This window comes from Beduinella massiliensis (assembly GCF_900199405.1).
GTDB lineage: Bacteria > Bacillota > Clostridia > Christensenellales > Aristaeellaceae > Beduinella > Beduinella massiliensis.
In genome coordinates, this window is record NZ_LT963430.1 from 1083632 (window position 1) to 1100278 (window position 16647).

Below are 16647 nucleotides of genomic sequence, written 5' to 3' on the forward strand. Positions count from 1 at the left end.
AGACTGCGCGCGGGCGCTCTATCGGGCTTCGATCGCCCGATGCGCCCGCCGGTATTCGGGGCGCGCGGCGGACCGGCCGCGCTTACAGAACGAAGATGATGAGGATGGCGACGATCAGGGCGTAGATGATCGCCGTTTCCACGAAGACGAGTCCCAGCATCAGGTTCGTGCGGATGCTGCCCTCGGCTTCGGGCTGGCGGGAGATCGCGTCCACCGACTTGCCGATCGATATGCCCATGGCGATGGCGCCCGCGCCCGCCGCAAGGCCGATGGCGATCGCGGCGCTGAGCGCCTTGGCGGAGGAGAGCATATCCTGCGCGCCGGCGGGAAGAACGTCCTCGGCCAGGGCCGGGCACACGAGCATCGTCAGAAGAAGGGCTACCGTCAGGCAGAGCATGATCCTGCAAAGGGGCTTTTGAATGGACTTTTTCATCGTATCATTCCTCCGTTTATGATTGTGCCGCCGCAGGCGCGGGCTTGGCTGCGCTTCCGGCTTTGTTGGCCTTGGGGACGTGAGGCTCGGTGACCTCGCCATAGAAGAGAGACGTCAGCATCGTCAGCACGTAGGTCTGAATGAGCGCGTGCAGAAGGGTGAAGAGCACGGCCACCACCACGGGCAGCACGAAGCTGAGCGAGATGGAGTAGTACACGAGCTCCGACACGAGCAGTCCGCTGAGCAGCGCGCCGAAAAGGCGGAAGCTCATGGAGATGGGCAGCGAGAAGTCCTTGAGCGTCTGCCCGACGCCGCGCAGGCCGTTGCTGATCAGTCCGCCGGTCAGGATCACGGCGTAGGACAAAAAACCGAGCGCGATCGCGGCGTTGATGTCGGACAGGGGGGCGGGCAGCGAGATCGAGCGTCCGGCCGTGGTGACGGCCTGGATGCCGAACAGCTCAAACAGCGTGCCGAAGAAGATGTATACGCCCGCCCCGAAGATGTACGCGCCGAGGAAGCGGTAGCGATGCGGGCTGTTGCCCTTGGCGAGGCGATGAAAGAACGACACCAGCTCTTCCAGGACGACCTGCAGCCTGCCCGGTACGTAGCGAAAGCGTGGAATCGCGAAGAGACGCAGCAGCGCCGCCACGCCCAGCAACAGGCCCGTCAGCACGAAATCGGAGATGACCGCGGGGTTGACCTCCAGAACGCCGAAGAGGCCGATGCGGTTCTCCTCGTGCAGCACTGCGTCCCGCATGACCGTCTTGATGGATTCAGTCTGTCCGCCCCCGGAGCCGGTGAGCAGGCTGGATGCAAGCAGGGCCGTCAGCAGAAGGGCGACCGCCACGCAGAAACGGACTTTTCCCTTTTTTTGCTTCATACGATACCTCTTTTCCAACACTTCAAATCAAACGCATTATAGCACCATGGTGGACGTTTTGCAAGAAATCCGCCGTTATGCGACGAAATATATGGCATAGAGCGCTTTGAAAGAACCAAAGACGAAGGAAATGAAAAAACCGGCGGCGTTTTTGGATAAAAAAAGCAATCCGGCCCCGGCCTGCCGGAGCAGGCGCGGAACCGGATCGCTGGGCGGAAGGCGCACGCGGGCGCCTTGCCTTAAAGCGTCATCAGGTAGGTGAACGTCAGGTACATGCCGATGCAAAGCAGCAGCAGGCCGAAGGAGACGCTGCGGGTGATGAGCCGCCCGCCGCTTTGCACCTCTTCCAACCCGGCCGCCAGGGCGACGGTGAAGTCCGTCCTGATCGGGCGGCGATGGTAGACCGTGCGGTTGAGCACCCAGACAAAGCCGTTGAGGAGGGAGCCCAGGGCGTAGGTGAGATGCGTGCCGACGGGTACGGGCTTGTGCTTCTTCGTCTTGCCCAGGAACGTATGGCGCAGGGCGATGATGACGGAGTCGGTGAGCTCGTCCAGCGCGCGGGTCAGGGCGACCAGCACGGGGTTCGGCAGCACCTTGGTCAGCAGAGGCCGGTACACGGCTTCCTCCAGGTCGAGCTTCGCGGGCCAGCGGTTGACGTAGGCGCGCGAGCGTTTTTCCTTTTGCATCAGGAAGGCGCGGATGAGCGCGTACAGGACAGCGCCGATGACGATGGACTTGAGCGCGCCCATGAGGTTTTCGGAGGAGAAGTAGGCGACCGCGTGCTCCGGCGATACGCCGCCCAGGAATCCCTGCGCGAGGACCGCGATGCGGGTCATGAACACGTCCGGCAGCATGCCCAGCAGCGGCAGCAGCACGGCGGAGCCGCACAGCGCGAACGCGGACAGCCGGTTCATGTACTTGCCGTTCAGCGCGTCGAACTGGGCCTGGCTCGTGTCGTTCTTCTCCCAGAAGAGGGCGACGTACAGCTTGGTCATGTACGCGAGCGTCATACCGCCGGTGACGACGAAGAGGATTTCCACGAAGCGGTACAGGCCCGCGGCCGCCCCAGCCTCGCCGAGCAGAGCGACGTACTCGAGGATGCTCTCGTGCAGCAGGGACTTGCTGATGTAGCCGTTGAAGAGCGGGACGCCCGCGATCCCCAGCGCGCCCAGCAGGAACGCCGCGTGCAGCAGGGGCTTGCCGCGCCCGAAGCCGCGGATGTCGTTCAGCTCCAGCTTGTGCAGGTTCATGAAGACCACGCCTGCGCACAGGAAGAGCGTCAGCTTGATGAGCGAGTGATTCACCATGTGCAGCACCGTACCCTGCACGGCAAGGGCGTTATGCGGGCCCAACAACCCCTGCATGCCCACGCCCACGAGGATAAACCCGATCTGCGACATCGAGGAGCAGGCCAGCGTGCGCTTGAGGTTTACGGAGAACAGCGCCAGCAGCGCGCCCAGGAACATGGTGACGCAGCCAAAGAAGAGGACGGCGTCGCCCCAGGGGGCGTCGTGCAGGAAGAGGTTGCAGCTCACCGCGAGGATGCCGAACAGGCCCGTCTTCGTCAGGATGCCGGAAAGCAGGGCGCTGGCCGGGGCCGGGGCCACGGCGTGCGCCTTGGGCAGCCAGATGTGCAGCGGGAACATGCCGGCCTTGGCCGCGAAGCCGAAGAACGTGAGCGCGCCCGCGAGGTAGAGCGGGGAGCGGTCCTGCATCGCAGCGGCCTCAGCGCGCATGCCGTCAAAGGCGAGCGTGCCGAGCTTGCTGTAGAGCAGGAACAGGCCCATCAGCGTCACCAGGCCGCCGATGACCGCGATGTACAGGTACGTCTCCGCCGCGCGCAGGGACTCCGCGCGCTCGTCGTGCGCGACCCAGGCATAGGAGGTGAGCGACATCACCTCGAAGAACACGAAGGTGGTGAACAGGTCGTCGGAGAGGAACACGCCCATCGTCGCGCCCAGCGTGAGCAAGGTGAACAGATAGTAGCGGTTGCGGTTATGGTAGTGCTTGAAGTACTCCGGCGAGAACAGCGTCGTCATCATCCACATGAAGGCGGCGATGGCGCCGTAAAGCGCGCGGAATCCGTCCAGGCGGAAGGTGAGGCCCATCGCGCAGAAGCCCTCCCAACGAAAAGCGTAGGAAGCCCCGCGCAGGACGCTGAGCAGAAGCAGCGCCGCCGCGGCGAACTCCGCCACCGTGAAGGCGCAGCAGAGCACGTCGCGCAGGTGCTTGTCGCGCCGTCCCGCGAGGTAGGAGGCCAAGGCGCCCGCCATCGGGAAGAAGACGAGCACGGGTAAAAGCAGGTTCATGATCGATCCTCCTCCTTACAGCAGGCCGCCGGCGACGGCCTCAAAGTAGTGGACGAGCGGCGTAGAGAACAGGCCCAGCAGCACGATGGCCGCGCACAGCACGAGCAGCGGTCCCTTCATGAGCCAGCTGGGGTCGCGGCGCTCCCCGGCGAGGGCCATGCTGCCCTCCGCGAGCGGGGAAAAGGCCGCGGTTACGACCACGTAGAGCAGGTAAACCGCCGTCAGCACCGCGGAGACGATCAGCGCAGCCGCGCCGATGTAGCCGGGCGTGAGGCCGCTGGTCACAGAGGCCGTCAGCAGGTTCCACTTGCTGATGAAGCCGACCATCGGCGGCACGCCCACCAGCGCCAGCGCCGCGAGGGTGTACACGCCCATGGTGAAGGGCATGACTTTGTAATAGCCGCGCAGGTCCTGTACGTATTCCTTGCCGGTCTTCACCAGCACCGCGCCTGCGCAGTAGAAGAGGGTGATCTTCATCAGGCCGTGGAAGCAAAGGTGCGTGAGGCTGCCGACGAGGCCTGCTGGGGTCATCAGCGCCGCGCCCAGCAGGATGTAGCTGAGGTTGCTGACCGTGGAGAAGGCGAGGCGGCGCTTGAAGTGCTGCTCGCGCACGGCCATGGCGGAGCCGTAGACGATGGTGAACGCGGCCAGCAGGATCGCGACCGCCTGCGCCCAGGTGCCGAAGAGCAGCTCCGTGCCGAAGCTGTAGTAGATCAGGCGGATGCAGGCGAACGCGCCGGTATTGACGACCGCGACCGCGTGCAGCAGCGCCGTGACCGGCGTGGGCGCGACGGAGGCGAGGGGGAGCCAGGCGTGCATCGGGAACATGGCGGCCTTGGTGCCGAAACCGATGAAGGCGAGCAGGAACACCAGGCGCAGCAGCTGCTCGCGGCCCGCGATGGCCTCCGCTGTCAGCACGCCGCCGTACTGGAAGGCCGTGCTCGTGCCGAACGTCATGATGAACACCAGGCCGATGAAGGCGAGCGCCGCGCCGCTGATGGAATAGACCAGATAGCGCCGGCCTGCGAGCGCGGACTTGGCGTCCATCTTGTGCGTGACCAGCGGCAGGGTGATGAGTGTCAGGCACTCGTAGAACACGTAGAGGGAAAAGAGGTTCGCCGCCATGGTGATGCACAGCGTCACCCCGTAGGTCATGGTGTAGAAGGCGAAAAAGGACGTCTCGTGCTCCTCATGGGCCATGTACTCGAACGCGTAAAGCGTCGCCAGCGGCCAGAGAAAGGCGATCAGGCCCATGAACACGCTGCCCGCGCCGTCAAGACGCAGGGCGAGGGAGAGCTCGTCGGTCATGTGAAAGAGCGTGAGCGTTCCCTCCGGGCGGCGAAGGAGCAGTCCAAGCGCCATCAGCGAGGTGAGGGTGGTCACGACCTGCACGTAGATGGAGCGGCGCTTTCGATCCTCCAGGTGAAGCAGGGGAAGAACCGCGCCGCCGATCAGCGGCAGCAAAAAGGTGCAAAGCATCAATGTCATACGTTTACTTCCTCTCTTTCGCTTACAGGACGCTGCCCGCGATGGACAGGAAGAAGGAGATGAACGTGCCCGGGAACATGCCGATCAGTACGGCGAGCGCCGTGAGCGCGATCATCGGAACCGTCATGAGCGCGGTCGGCTCAGCCTTGGGAAGCGCCGCCAGGTCAGCCTTGTCGCCCGGAAAGAATCCGCGGGTCGAGATGGGCAGCAGATAGCCCGCGGTGAGCAGGGCGCTGACCAGCAGCACGACCGGGCCGAGCCAGGCGTACACGCCCGCGCCCATCGAGAGAGAACCGTTCGCCAGGTACCACTTGCTTACGAAGCCGCCCGTCGGCGGGATGCCGATGAGCGCGACGGAGACCAGCGTGAAGCACCAGATGACGATGGGCATCTGCTTGCCGATGCCGGTCAGCTCGTCCGCGCTCGTCTTGCCGGTCTTTTCGATGATCGCGCCCGCGCCCATGAACAGCGTGTTCTTGATCAGCGAATGGCACACCACGTGCAGCAGCGCGCCTACGAAGCCCAGCGGGGTGAGCGTGAAGAGGCCGAAGAGCACGTAGGAAACCTGGCTGACCGTGGAGTAGGCCAGCCGCTTTTTGAGCAGGCTCTCCTTGAAGGCGAGCATCGAGCCCAGAAAGACGGTGACGAGGGCGAGACCCATCGACAGGCCCTGCACCCAGGTGCCGCGCAGGAAATCCGGGCCCACCAGGAAGAAGACGACGCGCAGGATGCCCAGCACGCCCGCCTTGGTGATGACGCCCGAGAGCACGGCGCTCGCGGGGGAGGGGGCGACCGGGTGCGCGGTCGGAAGCCACGCGTGCATCGGGAACATGCCCGCCTTGACGCCAAATCCCAGGATCATGAGCATCACGACGAGCAGCAGCAGCGGCTCGTGGCCGGCGACCCTCGCCATGTCCAGCGCCCCGCCGGGGGTAAAGGTGAGGCCGGTGCAGTAAAACTGCAAAAAGAAGATGCCCAGCAGCGCCAGCGAGGCGCCGAACACGGAGTAGATGAGGTACTTAATGCCCGCTGCGATAGCTTCCTTGGTCTGCGTGTGCAGCACCAGCGGAAGGGAAAGCAGGGTCATCGCCTCGTAGAACATGTACAGCGTCACGATCGTGCCCGAAAGCGAAAGCCCCATCAGCGCCGCGAGCGTGAGCAGGTAAAAGGCGTAGAACCGGCGCTCGTTTTGCTCGTGCGCCATGTATTCAAACGAGTAGAAGCCGACCATCGCCCACACGAACGCGATCAGCGCCGTGAACAGCTTGGCGATGCCGTCCGCCTTCAGGAGGACGGGGATGGTGTCGGTCAGGTAAAACAGCGTCAACTGCGTCTCGCCCCGGAATAAGGCCGGCAGCGTGCACAGCATCGTCGCAGCGAGCGCCGCGCCCGTAAAGAGGTTTCGCGCGCGCCGGGTATCGAGCGCCTTGAAAAAGCACACGATGAGCCCTGCGGCGAGCGGAACCGCCACGGGAAGCAGCAGCGTAAGATCGCCTTGCATGGGATAACACTCCTTCTTCAGCGGCCCTATCAGCCGAAATGGGCAAGCCCCTGGGTGATCGCGTTCAGCACCGGCTGCGAGCAAACGCCCAGCGCGATGTTCACGCCGATGGAGACGACCATCGCGAAGGCGAACGAGGTGCGGGGCCTGAAGTCCTTGGCCTCCGGGTATTCGCGGATCGCCGGGCGGTAGATCGTAATGACGGTGCGCAGGAAGTACAGGGTGTTGAGCGCCGTGCTGATGGCCAGCACGAGCAGCACCAGAATCATGCGCATGCCGCCCGCCTGCATCGCCGCGGAGGCGAAGCAAAGCTTGGACATGAAGCCGCCGAAGAACGGGATGCCGACCATGGAGAACGCGCCTACGACAAAGGCGACGCCCGCGATGGGGTTGCGATACGCGCTGCCGCGCAGGTCGCGGAACATGCGGCGTTCGCCGGAAACCTCGCACAGGCCGCCGGCGGAGAGGAAGAGCATGGATTTCGCGGCGGCGTGCGCAAAGATGTGGAAGATGGCGGCGACGATGCCCGCCTCGGACCCCAGGCCGATGCCCATGAAGATGTAGCCGATCTGCGCGACGGAGGAGTAGGAGATCATGCGGCGGATGTCCTTTTCCTTGATCGCGGAAACCGAGCCCATCACCACGCCGACCAGCGCGAAGACGAGCAGGATGTTGTCGATCCCCGACTCGCGGATGACGTCCAGCCCGATGACGCGGTACATGACCTTGATGAGCAGGAAGATGTAGCCCTTGCTCACGAGACTGGAGAGCATCGCGCTGGAGGCGGGCGTGGTGTAGCCGTAGGCGTCCGGCAGCCAGGTGTGGAACGGGAACAGCGCGCTCTTGATCGCAAGGCCCAGGCACATCAGGGCGATCACGACGGTGAGCGGCTGGTGGTAAAGGCCCGTCTCGGAGAGGATCACCACCTGCTCGTGGATGTTTTCCATGAGCAGATGCCCCGTCAGGTCGTAAAGCAGCGTCAGCCCCAGCAGGAAGAGGCCGCTGCCCAGCAGGTTCATGACCATGTAGCGCGTGGCGGCGACGAGCGTGCGCCCCTTGGTGCGGGCGGTGATCAGCGAGCACGCGGCGATGGTCATGATTTCGACGAAGACGTAGGCGGTGAAAAGGTCGTTGGTGTAGATCTGGGCGAGCAGCGCGGTGAGCAGCAGCTCGCACATGATGAAGTACAGGTTCTGCTTGGATTCCTCCACGTGCTCCTCGACCTTGGAAAGGCCGCCGAGCAGGGAGATGAGCATGATGAGCGCAAAGACGAAGGCCGTCACAGCCTCCAGAAGGCCCGCGCGGATTTCATTGCCCCACGGCGCGGGAAAGTGGCCCATCATGAACGTGTAGCTTCCGCCGTTCACGTACATGAAGCCGATCAGCAGGCCGGAGAGGCCGAGGACGACGCTCGTGACGGCGATGGCCGTGCGGCGCGCCGCCTTTGCGGGCATGATCGAGGTAAAGGAGGCCGAAGCCAGCGCGATCAGGATGCTGAAGAAGGGGATGTTCTGCCAAAACGCCACGTTACGGTTCCTCCTTTCGCATCATGCTGGTAATTTCGTCGATGTCCAGCGAGTGATAGCGGCGGTACAGGCGCACGGTGAGCGCGAGCATGAGCGCGCTGACGGAGACGGAAACGACGATGCCGGTCAGCACCAGGCCGCTGGGGATGGGGTTGATGTACGCCTCGACGGACTGCACGCCGTCCACCATGATGGGCGCGCCGCGGCCCGCGATGAAGCCCTTGGCGGCCAGGAACAGGTAGATGGCGCTGTCCATCATGGAAAAGCCGATGATCTTCTTGATCATGTTGCGCTGCAGCAGCAGCGTCGTGATGCCGATGCCGAACAGGATGATGGCCGCGGCCTCTTCGTAGTTGGTCAGAAGGTTTTGAAGCATCACATATCCCCCTTCCGGAAGAGCGTGTAGAACGCATACATGGTGCAGCATACGACCATGCCCACCGCGATGTTCAGAGGCAGAATCAGGCCGGAGGAGAGGATGGCGCCGGGCGTGCCCAGCGGGATGCCGCTTTCAAGGTGATTGGCGCCGGTGAAGAAGGAGTAGCTCTTGGCCAGCGCGTAGAATGCCAGCGCGCAGAAAGAGACGGTCTTAAAGGTTTTGAACGTGAAGAAGCGCTCCGTCTTCTCAAATCCAAATGCATTCAGGTACAGGATCAGGCCGGCGCCCATGACGGCGCCGCCGGAGAAGCCGCCGCCCGGCGACAAATGGCCGTTTAAGATGATGTAAATGCCGAAGAGCAGGATCAGAGGCACGAGGATCGTCGCTGCCTTTTGCAGGATGATGTCGTTCTTGGGCTCGTAGACGCGGTCGTCGATTTCGGCGTCCTGCTTTTCCTGCGACATGCTGCCGTCGCGCTTCTTTTCCTGCGTCACGCGCAGAAGGATCAGCACGCTGCAGGCGGCGATGAAGAGCACGTGGCTCTCGCCCAGGGTATCGAAGGCGCGGTAGTCGAGGATCATGCCCGTCACGATGTTGACGGCGCCCGTTTCCTGAATGCCGCGCTCGATGTAGCGCCCGGAAACTTCATTGTTGATGGGGTTGTGCTCGTCGCCGAAGTGCGGCAGGTCGGCGACCGTGCCCAGCAGCACGTAGATGATGGAAAGGCAGATGACGACGGAGAGCAGCGCGTACAGCGTGTTCACCAGCTTGCGGCCCCGCGTGCGGGTCCAGCCGTGCATCTGCTCCAGCATCGCCCGTTCCTTTTCACGCGCGGCGTCCTGGCGCGCGTCGTAGGCGTTTTCCATCTCGGCGATGGATTCGCTGGAGAGCAGCGAGTTGTCCGGCGCGGCCTCGGTCAGATCCTGCTCCATTTCGCTTTCAAGGCGCGAACCGCCCCGGCGAACCCAGCGCATGAAGCGGGCGAACGGCGTGTTTTCGTAATCATTTCTCAGCTTCGCCACGATGCTCGCCCCCTTCCGCTTCCTTTTCGGTGTCGATGGCGTGAATTTTCTTGAGCGTGACGAACATCAGCAGGCTGGTGACGCCCGCGCCGACCGCCGCCTCGGTGATGGCCAGGTCCGGGGATTGCAGCAGGATCCAGATGATGGACATCGCCAGGCTCTGTGACATGAAGATGATAAGCGAGGTGAGCAGGTTCTTCGTCAGGCTCACCGAAACGGCGCACACGATGATGAACACGAGAAGAAGGATGTTTAGAAATTCCATTACCTGTGCACCTCCATTTCCTTTTCGAGCTTTTCGTTGGTGGTGACCTCCAGGCGGCAGACCAGGTGGCTGGACACGGGGCTCGTGATCCACAGCATCAGGATGACGAGCACGAGCTTGAGCGACGTGAAGGTCGCGCCCTCGGCCACGATGAGGGAGAGCAGCACGAAGAGAATGCCCATCGTGTCGTTCATGGCGGCGGCGTGCATGCGGTTGAGCACGTATTGAAAGCGGAACACGCCGAAGACGCCCACGCACAGCACCAGCAGCCCGCAGGTCATCAGGGCGGCGGAAACGGAAAAGCGCAGCACCTCAAGCATCGCCCTTCGCCTCCTTTGCCTCTTTCTGCTTCTTTTCGAGGTAGACGCCCATGTAGACCTTGGTGAGCAGCACGACGGCCAGGAAGCCCAGCATCGTGTAAATCAGCGCGACGTCCACCAGATATCCCTCGCCCATCGCCAGGGCCAGCACGCAGATGATGATCGTGACGATGGTGCAGATCATGTTGACCGCGACGATGCGGTCCGCGATGCGCGGCCCGCGTATGGACCGGATCAGGCACAGGAACAGCAGGATGCCCAGCACCACGAAGGCGGCGTTATACAGAATCTGATAACAGCTTTCCATCAGCGCTTCCCCTCCAATTCAAGCAGGCGGCGCTCGAAGTCCGAGTCTTCAAGCCCTTCTCCCAGCGACTTGTCCAGGCAGTGCACGAGGAACCTGTCCCCTTCGACCTGCACGGTGATCGTGCCCGGGGTCAGGGTGATGGAATCCGCCAGAGCCGCGCGCGAGGTGTCGGACTGAAGCTTCGTCCTGAAGCCCACGAGCTCCGGCTCCACCTCGTACTTGGGGGTGAGGATGAAGTGCATGACGTGGATGTTCGCCTTGAAAATCTCAACGAGAAGCGTCCACGCGTAGGAAAGCACACGCGGCATGCGCCTCAGCGCGCGCCACTCCTGCCGGGGGCCGTAGCCCATGAACTTCCACGTGAACAGGTACAGCGCGGCGCAAAGAAAAAGCCCCAGAAGGGCAATTTCGGTGGTCCACTGTCCGTTGAAGATCACCCACATCATAAAGAACACAACGAACATTGATGATGCCTCCCTTATGATTGTTCGACCTATTGTACTGCCGCGGGTAAGGCCGCGTCAAGCGCATAAAGAAAAATAAAACGACAAAGATGCCGGGGCCCCTTCATGCCGTTTGAACAGTTTCAGGAAAGCGCCTATTTTAGATAGGAAGAACTTCCCGGAATTTCTGGCTGAAAACGGGCCCCGCGGCAGGTTTATCCTCTCCGCGGGACCCTTATGTGATGATAAAAAGCTTACGGCGCGGCGTATTTGGCGGGGCCCGCCTGATACAGATCGGTTCCTTCGCTGTCGATGGCGACGATGAGCGGCAGGTTTTCAACGCTGAGCGCGCGGACGGCCTCCGTGCCCAGATCCTCAAAGGCGAGCACGCGCGCTTCCTTTACGCACTGCGCGATGAGCGCGCCCGCCCCGCCCGTCGCGGCGAAGTACACCGCTCCGTTTCGTTTGATGGCTTCCACGACCTGGGGCCTGCGAAAGCCCTTACCGATCATCGCCGCCAGCCCCAGGTCGAGCAGGCGGGGGGCGTAGGCGTCCATGCGCCCGCTTGTGGTGGGCCCGCACGAACCGATGACGTCGCCGGGCTTGGGCGGGCAGGGGCCCGCATAGTAGATCGCTTGATCCGCCAGATCGACGGGCAGGGGCTTTCCCTCGTCCAAAAGGGCGATGAGGCGCTTGTGCGCGGCGTCGCGTCCGGTAAGGATCGTCCCCGAAAGCAGCACGCTGTCGCCCGCCCGCAGGGCTTTCAGGGCCTTCCGGTCGAAAGGCGCGGTGATGGAAATGGGCATGAAAAGACTTCCTTTCTGCGTGAGGATGAGGACGGCGCGTTTAAAGCGTAGCTTCCTTGTGACGCGCCGCGTGGCATTGCATGTTGACCGCGACCGGCAGCCCCGCGATGTGCGTGGGCGTCTGGGCGACGTGCACGGCCAGCGCCGTCACGTCGCCGCCCAGCCCCTGCGGACCGATGCCCAGCCGGTTGATGCGCGCGAGCAGCTCCCGCTCCATTTCCGCGAGGTTCGGATCTAGGCTCGGCGCGCCGACACTTCGCGTGAGCTGGCGCTTCGCCAGCAGCATGCAGCTTTCCGCCGTGCCGCCGATGCCCACGCCCACCACCACCGGCGGACAGGGGTTCGCGCCCGCGAGGCGCACCGTCTCCACGACGAAGTCCAGGACGCCTTCCCGTCCCTGCGAGGGGGTCAGCATGCCCAGACGGCTCATGTTTTCGCTGCCGAATCCCTTGGGCGCGACGGTGATGTGCACCTGTTCCCCCGGGAGAATGCGCACGTGCAGCACGGCGGGCGTGTTGTCGCCGGTGTTCACGCGCTCGAGCGGGGTCAGCACGGAATTGCGAAAGCAGCCGTCCCGGTAGGCGCGCCGAACGCCCGCGTTCACCGCCTCCGTCAGGTCGCCGCCGGTCAGGTGCACGTCCTGACCGACGTCCAGAAAGACGACGGCCATGCCCGTGTCCTGACAGATGGGCATCTGCCTTTCGCAGGCCAGACGGTCGTTTTCGATGAGCTGGCGCAGGATGTCCCGCCCAAAAGGCGAGCGCTCGCGGCGCAGCCCATCCTCTAGCAGGGCGAGTACGTCGTCTCCGATTTCGCAGCAGGCGCTGCGGCACAGGGCGTACAGGGTATCCTCGATTTGCTGAACGTGTATTTCTCGCATTCGTATCCCTCCGGCATTTGTGTCTGCCCCCATCATACCGCACGCGCGCGCGCGAATCAACCGATAACGCGTCATTTTAGAACCGTATAAACGACTTTTTATGCGTAACCCCCTCGCATTTTAGCGCAGAGAGCGTGTATAATAACAGGGAATGCATTTTGCGGCTTTGCGCAAAAGAGAGGAAGGTATTGAAAATGAAGACGGGGCTTGTGCTCGAAGGCGGCGGCATGCGTGGCGTGTACACCAGCGGCGTGCTCGACGCGATGATGGACGCGGGCCTGCGCGTGGATTACGTCGTCGGCGTTTCAGCGGGGGCGAACAACGGGGTGTCGTTCGTATCCGGGCAGCGCGGGCGTTCGGTCCGTATCAACCTGAATTACATCGACGACAAGCGCTACCTGAGCTTTCAGAATTTTATCCGGGAACGCTCGCTTTTCGGCATGAAGTTTCTGTTCGAGGAAATCGCCAATAGGCTGGATCCGTTCGATTACGAGGCGTTCCTGCGCTCGCCCACGGAGTTTGTCGCGGGCGTCACGGACGTGAAGACCGGGCGCCCCGCCTATTTCAACAAGTCGTACATCAACCACGATTCCACGGTGCTCCGCGCGTCGTCTTCCATCCCCATGTTCTCGCCCGTGGTGCATTATCTCGGCGGTGCGTATCTGGACGGGGGCACGACCGACCCGATTCCCTTTGAAAAGGCGCTCGCGGATGGGTGTGAGCGGGTCGTCGTGGTGCTCACGCGCGACCGAGGCTACGAAAAGAAGCCCGAGCCCATGCGCGCGGCGTATCAGAAGCTGCTGCGCTCCATGCCGGAGATGATCGGCGCGCTCGACCGGCGCAGCGAGGTCTACAACGGCCAGCGGGCGCGGCTGTTCGAGCTGGAGAGGGCGGGCACGGCACTGGTCGTGGCGCCGGGGCAGCCGCTGGCCATCGACCGGTTTGAAAAGGACAAGGGAAAGCTGCGGGCCGCCTACGAGGAAGGCATGGTGGACGCAAGGCTGCTGATGCAGCAAAAGCTGGACGTGCTCAGGGCGTGGGGGATGCTGTCATGAGTCCGGAACGCGCCCGTACAATAGATTGTCGCGCCGCCAAGGGCGCGTGCCCTGCAAAAGGGGTTTGAGGAGGATGCCGGTTTGGAGCTGAACTCAAAGAACATCAAAAAGATCCTGTTGCTCTCGTCGTTTGCGATCGTGCTGTTCTGGGGCGTGCAGAATCTGCCCGCCGTCGTGCGCGCGGGGCAGTACCTGATGAACCTGGCCTCGCCCTTCCTGATCGGGCTTGCGGTCGCGTTCGTCCTCAGCGTGCCCATCGAGCTGATCGAGCGCTTTTTAAAGCGCGTTCGCATCAAGGGGCGGCCGCTGGTGAGGCCCGGCGCGCGCTGGGTGCGCCCCGTGAGCCTGATCGCTTCCATCGCCCTGATCGTGGCCCTGATCGTCTTCGTGCTGCTGATGGTCATTCCGCAGCTCATCAACGCGGTGGGCCTGCTCGCGGACAGCATCATGACCTACCTGCCCAAGACGCAGGAATGGTTTGAACAGCTGAACGTCTACCTCGCGGGCTACCCGGAGTACCAGGAGATCGTAAACAGCGTGCTTCCCAGCTGGAACAACATCGTCAACACGCTCGTCGCCTGGCTGAAGGGCATCGCGGGGGTGGCGCTTTCCTCGTCGGTGGGCGCGGCGACGACGATTTTCAACGGCGTGTTCAGCGCGTTCCTCACGGCGGTGTTCGCGATTTACGTCTCGGTGCAGAAGGAAAAGCTCGGCCGCCAGTGCAAGCAGATGCTCTACGCCTTTTTGCCGGAGCGCCGCGTGGATCAGATCATCTCCGTGGCCTCGCTCACGCACGACACGTTCTTCAGCTTCGTCACCGTGCAGTGCACGGAAGCGACCATTCTGGGCGGCCTGTGCTTCGTCGGCATGACGATCTTCCGCTTCCCATACGCGCTGCCGATTTCGGTCATGCTGTGGATTACCGCGCTGATTCCGATCTTCGGCGCGCTGCTGTCCACGGTCGTGGGCGCGTTCCTGATCCTGGTGGTCAACCCCATGCAGGCGGTCTGGTTCGTGCTCTTTATCCTCGTGCTCCAGCAGATCGAGGGCAACCTGATTTATCCGCGCGTGGTTTCGGCCTCGGCGGTCGGCCTGCCCGCGATCTGGGTGCTGCTCGCCGTGACGCTCGGCGGCAGCCTGATGGGCATTCTGGGCATGCTGATCGCGGTGCCCACGACCTCCGTCATTTACACGCTGGTGCAGCGCGCAATGCGCGCGCGCCTGCGCGAGAAGCGAATCGACCCTGTAAAATTGAAGTGTCCGCGTGCGGACGCGAAGTGAGGTTTGACAAATGATTAAGCTGGGCATCATCGGCGCGATGGAGCTGGAAATCGATACATTGCGGGAGGCGCTTTCGGACGTCCGCGCGGTGCGGCGCGCCGCCATGACGTTTTATGAGGGGAAGCTGCGGGGCCTGCCCGCGGTGGTGGTGCAGTGCGGCATCGGCAAGGTCAACGCGGGGCTGTGCGTGCAGGTTCTCTGCGATCTTTTTGGCGTGACCCACGTGATCAACACGGGCGTGGCCGGTTCGCTCGACGCGGAGCTTGACATCGGCGATCTCGTGATTTCCACCGACGCGCTCTATCACGACGTGGACGTGACGGCGCTGGGGTATCCGATCGGCGTCATGCCCGGGATGGGCACGCTTTCATTCGAGGCGGACGAAGGGATGATCGCCTGCGCGCGGGCGGCCTGCCTGCGCGCGGCGGCGGACGTGCGGGTGAAGACGGGGCGCGTCGTCAGCGGCGACCAGTTCATCGCGGACAAGGAGCGCAAGGCGTTCATTGCGCAGGCGTTTGAGGGCCTGTGCACGGAGATGGAGGGCGCGGCCATCGCGCACGCGGCGAGGGTCAACGGCCTGCCCTTCGTCGTCATCCGCGCGATTTCGGACAAGGCGGACGACAGCGCGCAGATGGATTATCCCACGTTTGAACGCGCGGCGGCCAAGCGGAGCGCCGCCCTGGTCGAGGAAATGGCGGCGGACATGGCAAAGGCCTGACGCGGCCCACGGCATCGCCCGCAAAGAACAGCGCCCCCGTCAGCGGCGCAGCATGTGCCGTTGACGGGGGCGCTGTACGTCATGAAATGGACGCCTGGGGGACGAGCTTGCTTTCGAGCCAGGCGGCCACGTCCGCATACACAGTTTCGCGGTCGCGCTCGTTGAGGATTTCGTGGCGGTCTCCGGGGTACAGGCGCAGCGTCACGTCCTGCATGCCCAGCTCCCTGTAGGCGCCGCAGAGCTTTTCGATGCCCTTGCCCATGTCGCCCAAAGGATCCTGTCCGCCGGAGGCGAGCAGCACAGGCAGCGTGCGAGGCATGCCCGCCAGGCGGCTCCGGTCGCTGAGGTTCAGCATGCCGCCGAACATGTCGTGGTAGGCGCTGACGGTGAACGTGAAGGAGCAGAGGGGATCCGCGCAGTAGCGGTCCACCACCTGCGGGTCGCTGCTGATGAAGTCGTTCTTGGTGCGCGCGGGCTTAAAGGGCTTGTTGAGGCCGCCGAGGGCCAGGCTGTCTACGAAGGGGCTGCGGTAGCGCGGCCCCTTCGTCTTCATCAGGAAGCCGGAGACGGCGCGCCCCGCGAGCGCGGCAATGCGCGGCTGGTTGCCCGTCCCCATTACGACGGCGCCGCTCAATCCCTCCGCGTGGCGTTGGATGTAGTTGCGGATCACGAACGAGCCCATGGAGTGCCCCAGCACGAAGACGGGCACGCCCGGATGTTCTGACGCGACGCGCTCGCGATGGCGGTGCACGTCCTCGATCAGGCAGTTAAAGCCGTTTTTGTCCGCGAAATAGCCGAGATCCGCCTCGCTGGCGACGCTCTTGCCATGGCCGAGGTGGTCGTGGCCGCTGACGAGAAAGCCCCTCATGCAGAGATAACGGGCGAAATCGTCGTAGCGGTCGATGTATTCGACCATGCCGTGCGCGATCAGGAGGATGGCGCGGACGGGGCCTTCCGGACGCCAGGTGATGGCGTGCAGGGTGCTGACGCCATCCGTGGAGGACAGCGCCCATTCGGTCTTTTGTACCATGAAT

Annotated in this window: 18 protein-coding genes; 3 read left to right on the plus strand and 15 right to left on the minus strand. The window is 63.4% G+C overall.

The annotated features are described in order from the left end of the window. Positions 1–82: 82 nt before the first annotated feature. From C1725_RS05555 to C1725_RS05620, 14 genes are all read right to left on the minus strand, one after another. Complete coding sequence (locus C1725_RS05555; RefSeq protein WP_102410670.1) at positions 83–433, minus strand: ATP synthase F0 subunit C; 351 nt, start codon at positions 431–433, stop codon at positions 83–85. 16 nt (positions 434–449) lie between these two features. Continuing rightward, positions 450–1313: a F0F1 ATP synthase subunit A gene (locus C1725_RS05560; protein ID WP_102410671.1), complete on the minus strand. Its 864-nt coding sequence runs from the start codon at positions 1311–1313 to the stop codon at positions 450–452. A 239-nt stretch (positions 1314–1552) separates the two neighbouring features. After that, positions 1553–3622, minus strand: a complete 2070-nt coding sequence (locus C1725_RS05565; protein WP_346026384.1) for a complex I subunit 5 family protein — start codon at positions 3620–3622, stop codon at positions 1553–1555. Positions 3623–3637: 15 nt separating this feature from the next. Then, positions 3638–5110, minus strand: coding sequence for a proton-conducting transporter transmembrane domain-containing protein (locus C1725_RS05570; protein ID WP_102410672.1), 1473 nt, complete (start codon positions 5108–5110; stop codon positions 3638–3640). 22 nt (positions 5111–5132) lie between these two features. Then, on the minus strand, positions 5133–6611 hold the full coding sequence (locus C1725_RS05575; RefSeq protein WP_102410673.1) for a proton-conducting transporter transmembrane domain-containing protein: 1479 nt from the start codon (positions 6609–6611) through the stop codon (positions 5133–5135). Positions 6612–6640: 29 nt separating this feature from the next. Continuing rightward, positions 6641–8137 (minus strand): proton-conducting transporter transmembrane domain-containing protein, encoded by a 1497-nt coding sequence (locus C1725_RS05580; protein ID WP_102410674.1) that lies wholly within the window; start codon positions 8135–8137, stop codon positions 6641–6643. 1 nt (position 8138) lies between these two features. Further along, entirely contained in the window at positions 8139–8513 is a 375-nt protein-coding gene (locus tag C1725_RS05585; protein ID WP_346026385.1) for a sodium:proton antiporter, read from the minus strand. After that, the gene (mbhE, locus tag C1725_RS05590) at positions 8513–9538 is read right to left on the minus strand and encodes a hydrogen gas-evolving membrane-bound hydrogenase subunit E (RefSeq protein WP_346026386.1); all 1026 of its coding nucleotides are present in this window, start codon (positions 9536–9538) and stop codon (positions 8513–8515) included. The genes C1725_RS05585 and mbhE overlap by 1 nt, the downstream gene beginning before the upstream one ends. After that, the gene (locus tag C1725_RS05595) at positions 9519–9803 is read right to left on the minus strand and encodes a hydrogenase subunit MbhD domain-containing protein (RefSeq protein WP_102410676.1); all 285 of its coding nucleotides are present in this window, start codon (positions 9801–9803) and stop codon (positions 9519–9521) included. Before C1725_RS05595 ends, mbhE begins: the two co-directional genes overlap by 20 nt. Continuing rightward, the gene (locus C1725_RS05600) at positions 9803–10123 is read right to left on the minus strand and encodes a monovalent cation/H(+) antiporter subunit G (RefSeq protein ID WP_102410677.1); all 321 of its coding nucleotides are present in this window, start codon (positions 10121–10123) and stop codon (positions 9803–9805) included. Before C1725_RS05600 ends, C1725_RS05595 begins: the two co-directional genes overlap by 1 nt. After that, positions 10116–10430, minus strand: coding sequence for a monovalent cation/H+ antiporter complex subunit F (locus C1725_RS05605; RefSeq protein WP_102410678.1), 315 nt, complete (start codon positions 10428–10430; stop codon positions 10116–10118). Before C1725_RS05605 ends, C1725_RS05600 begins: the two co-directional genes overlap by 8 nt. Further along, positions 10430–10894, minus strand: a complete 465-nt coding sequence (locus tag C1725_RS05610; RefSeq protein WP_102410679.1) for a Na+/H+ antiporter subunit E — start codon at positions 10892–10894, stop codon at positions 10430–10432. The genes C1725_RS05605 and C1725_RS05610 overlap by 1 nt, the downstream gene beginning before the upstream one ends. Before the next feature lie 233 nt (positions 10895–11127). Continuing rightward, entirely contained in the window at positions 11128–11679 is a 552-nt protein-coding gene (locus tag C1725_RS05615; RefSeq protein ID WP_102410680.1) for a Fe-S-containing hydro-lyase, read from the minus strand. Between the two features lie 40 nt (positions 11680–11719). Next, a complete protein-coding gene (locus C1725_RS05620) occupies positions 11720–12559 on the minus strand; it encodes a fumarate hydratase (protein WP_102410681.1) in 840 nt (279 codons plus the stop codon). Positions 12560–12753: 194 nt separating this feature from the next. On the opposite strand from C1725_RS05620, the gene C1725_RS05625 reads away from it, so the two are divergent. From C1725_RS05625 to C1725_RS05635, 3 genes are all read left to right on the plus strand, one after another. Continuing rightward, complete coding sequence (locus tag C1725_RS05625; RefSeq protein WP_102410682.1) at positions 12754–13614, plus strand: patatin-like phospholipase family protein; 861 nt, start codon at positions 12754–12756, stop codon at positions 13612–13614. An 81-nt stretch (positions 13615–13695) separates the two neighbouring features. Then, positions 13696–14895 carry an AI-2E family transporter gene (locus C1725_RS05630; RefSeq protein WP_102410683.1) on the plus strand — a complete coding sequence of 400 codons (1200 nt, stop codon included), beginning with the start codon at positions 13696–13698 and terminating at the stop codon, positions 14893–14895. Positions 14896–14905: 10 nt separating this feature from the next. Then, positions 14906–15613 (plus strand): 5'-methylthioadenosine/adenosylhomocysteine nucleosidase, encoded by a 708-nt coding sequence (locus tag C1725_RS05635; protein ID WP_102410684.1) that lies wholly within the window; start codon positions 14906–14908, stop codon positions 15611–15613. A gap of 79 nt (positions 15614–15692) precedes the next feature. On the opposite strand, the gene C1725_RS05640 is transcribed toward C1725_RS05635, so the two are convergent. After that, positions 15693–16643 carry an alpha/beta fold hydrolase gene (locus C1725_RS05640; RefSeq protein ID WP_102410685.1) on the minus strand — a complete coding sequence of 317 codons (951 nt, stop codon included), beginning with the start codon at positions 16641–16643 and terminating at the stop codon, positions 15693–15695. Positions 16644–16647 lie beyond the last annotated feature (4 nt).

Excerpts from the sequence above, each read along its gene's own strand:
- C1725_RS05555 (WP_102410670.1), bottom strand. The coding sequence starts at position 433 with ATGAAAAAGTCCATTCAAAAGCCCCTTTGCAGGATCATGCTCTGCCTG.
- C1725_RS05560 (WP_102410671.1), bottom strand. The coding sequence starts at position 1,313 with ATGAAGCAAAAAAAGGGAAAAGTCCGTTTCTGCGTGGCGGTCGCCCTT.
- C1725_RS05565 (WP_346026384.1), bottom strand. The coding sequence starts at position 3,622 with ATGAACCTGCTTTTACCCGTGCTCGTCTTCTTCCCGATGGCGGGCGCC.
- C1725_RS05570 (WP_102410672.1), bottom strand. The coding sequence starts at position 5,110 with ATGACATTGATGCTTTGCACCTTTTTGCTGCCGCTGATCGGCGGCGCG.
- C1725_RS05575 (WP_102410673.1), bottom strand. The coding sequence starts at position 6,611 with ATGCAAGGCGATCTTACGCTGCTGCTTCCCGTGGCGGTTCCGCTCGCC.
- C1725_RS05585 (WP_346026385.1), bottom strand. The coding sequence starts at position 8,513 with ATGCTTCAAAACCTTCTGACCAACTACGAAGAGGCCGCGGCCATCATC.
- C1725_RS05595 (WP_102410676.1), bottom strand. The coding sequence starts at position 9,803 with ATGGAATTTCTAAACATCCTTCTTCTCGTGTTCATCATCGTGTGCGCC.
- C1725_RS05600 (WP_102410677.1), bottom strand. The coding sequence starts at position 10,123 with ATGCTTGAGGTGCTGCGCTTTTCCGTTTCCGCCGCCCTGATGACCTGC.
- C1725_RS05605 (WP_102410678.1), bottom strand. The coding sequence starts at position 10,430 with ATGGAAAGCTGTTATCAGATTCTGTATAACGCCGCCTTCGTGGTGCTG.
- C1725_RS05610 (WP_102410679.1), bottom strand. The coding sequence starts at position 10,894 with ATGTTCGTTGTGTTCTTTATGATGTGGGTGATCTTCAACGGACAGTGG.
- C1725_RS05615 (WP_102410680.1), bottom strand. The coding sequence starts at position 11,679 with ATGCCCATTTCCATCACCGCGCCTTTCGACCGGAAGGCCCTGAAAGCC.
- C1725_RS05620 (WP_102410681.1), bottom strand. The coding sequence starts at position 12,559 with ATGCGAGAAATACACGTTCAGCAAATCGAGGATACCCTGTACGCCCTG.
- C1725_RS05625 (WP_102410682.1), top strand. The coding sequence starts at position 12,754 with ATGAAGACGGGGCTTGTGCTCGAAGGCGGCGGCATGCGTGGCGTGTAC.
- C1725_RS05635 (WP_102410684.1), top strand. The coding sequence starts at position 14,906 with ATGATTAAGCTGGGCATCATCGGCGCGATGGAGCTGGAAATCGATACA.
- C1725_RS05640 (WP_102410685.1), bottom strand. The coding sequence starts at position 16,643 with ATGGTACAAAAGACCGAATGGGCGCTGTCCTCCACGGATGGCGTCAGC.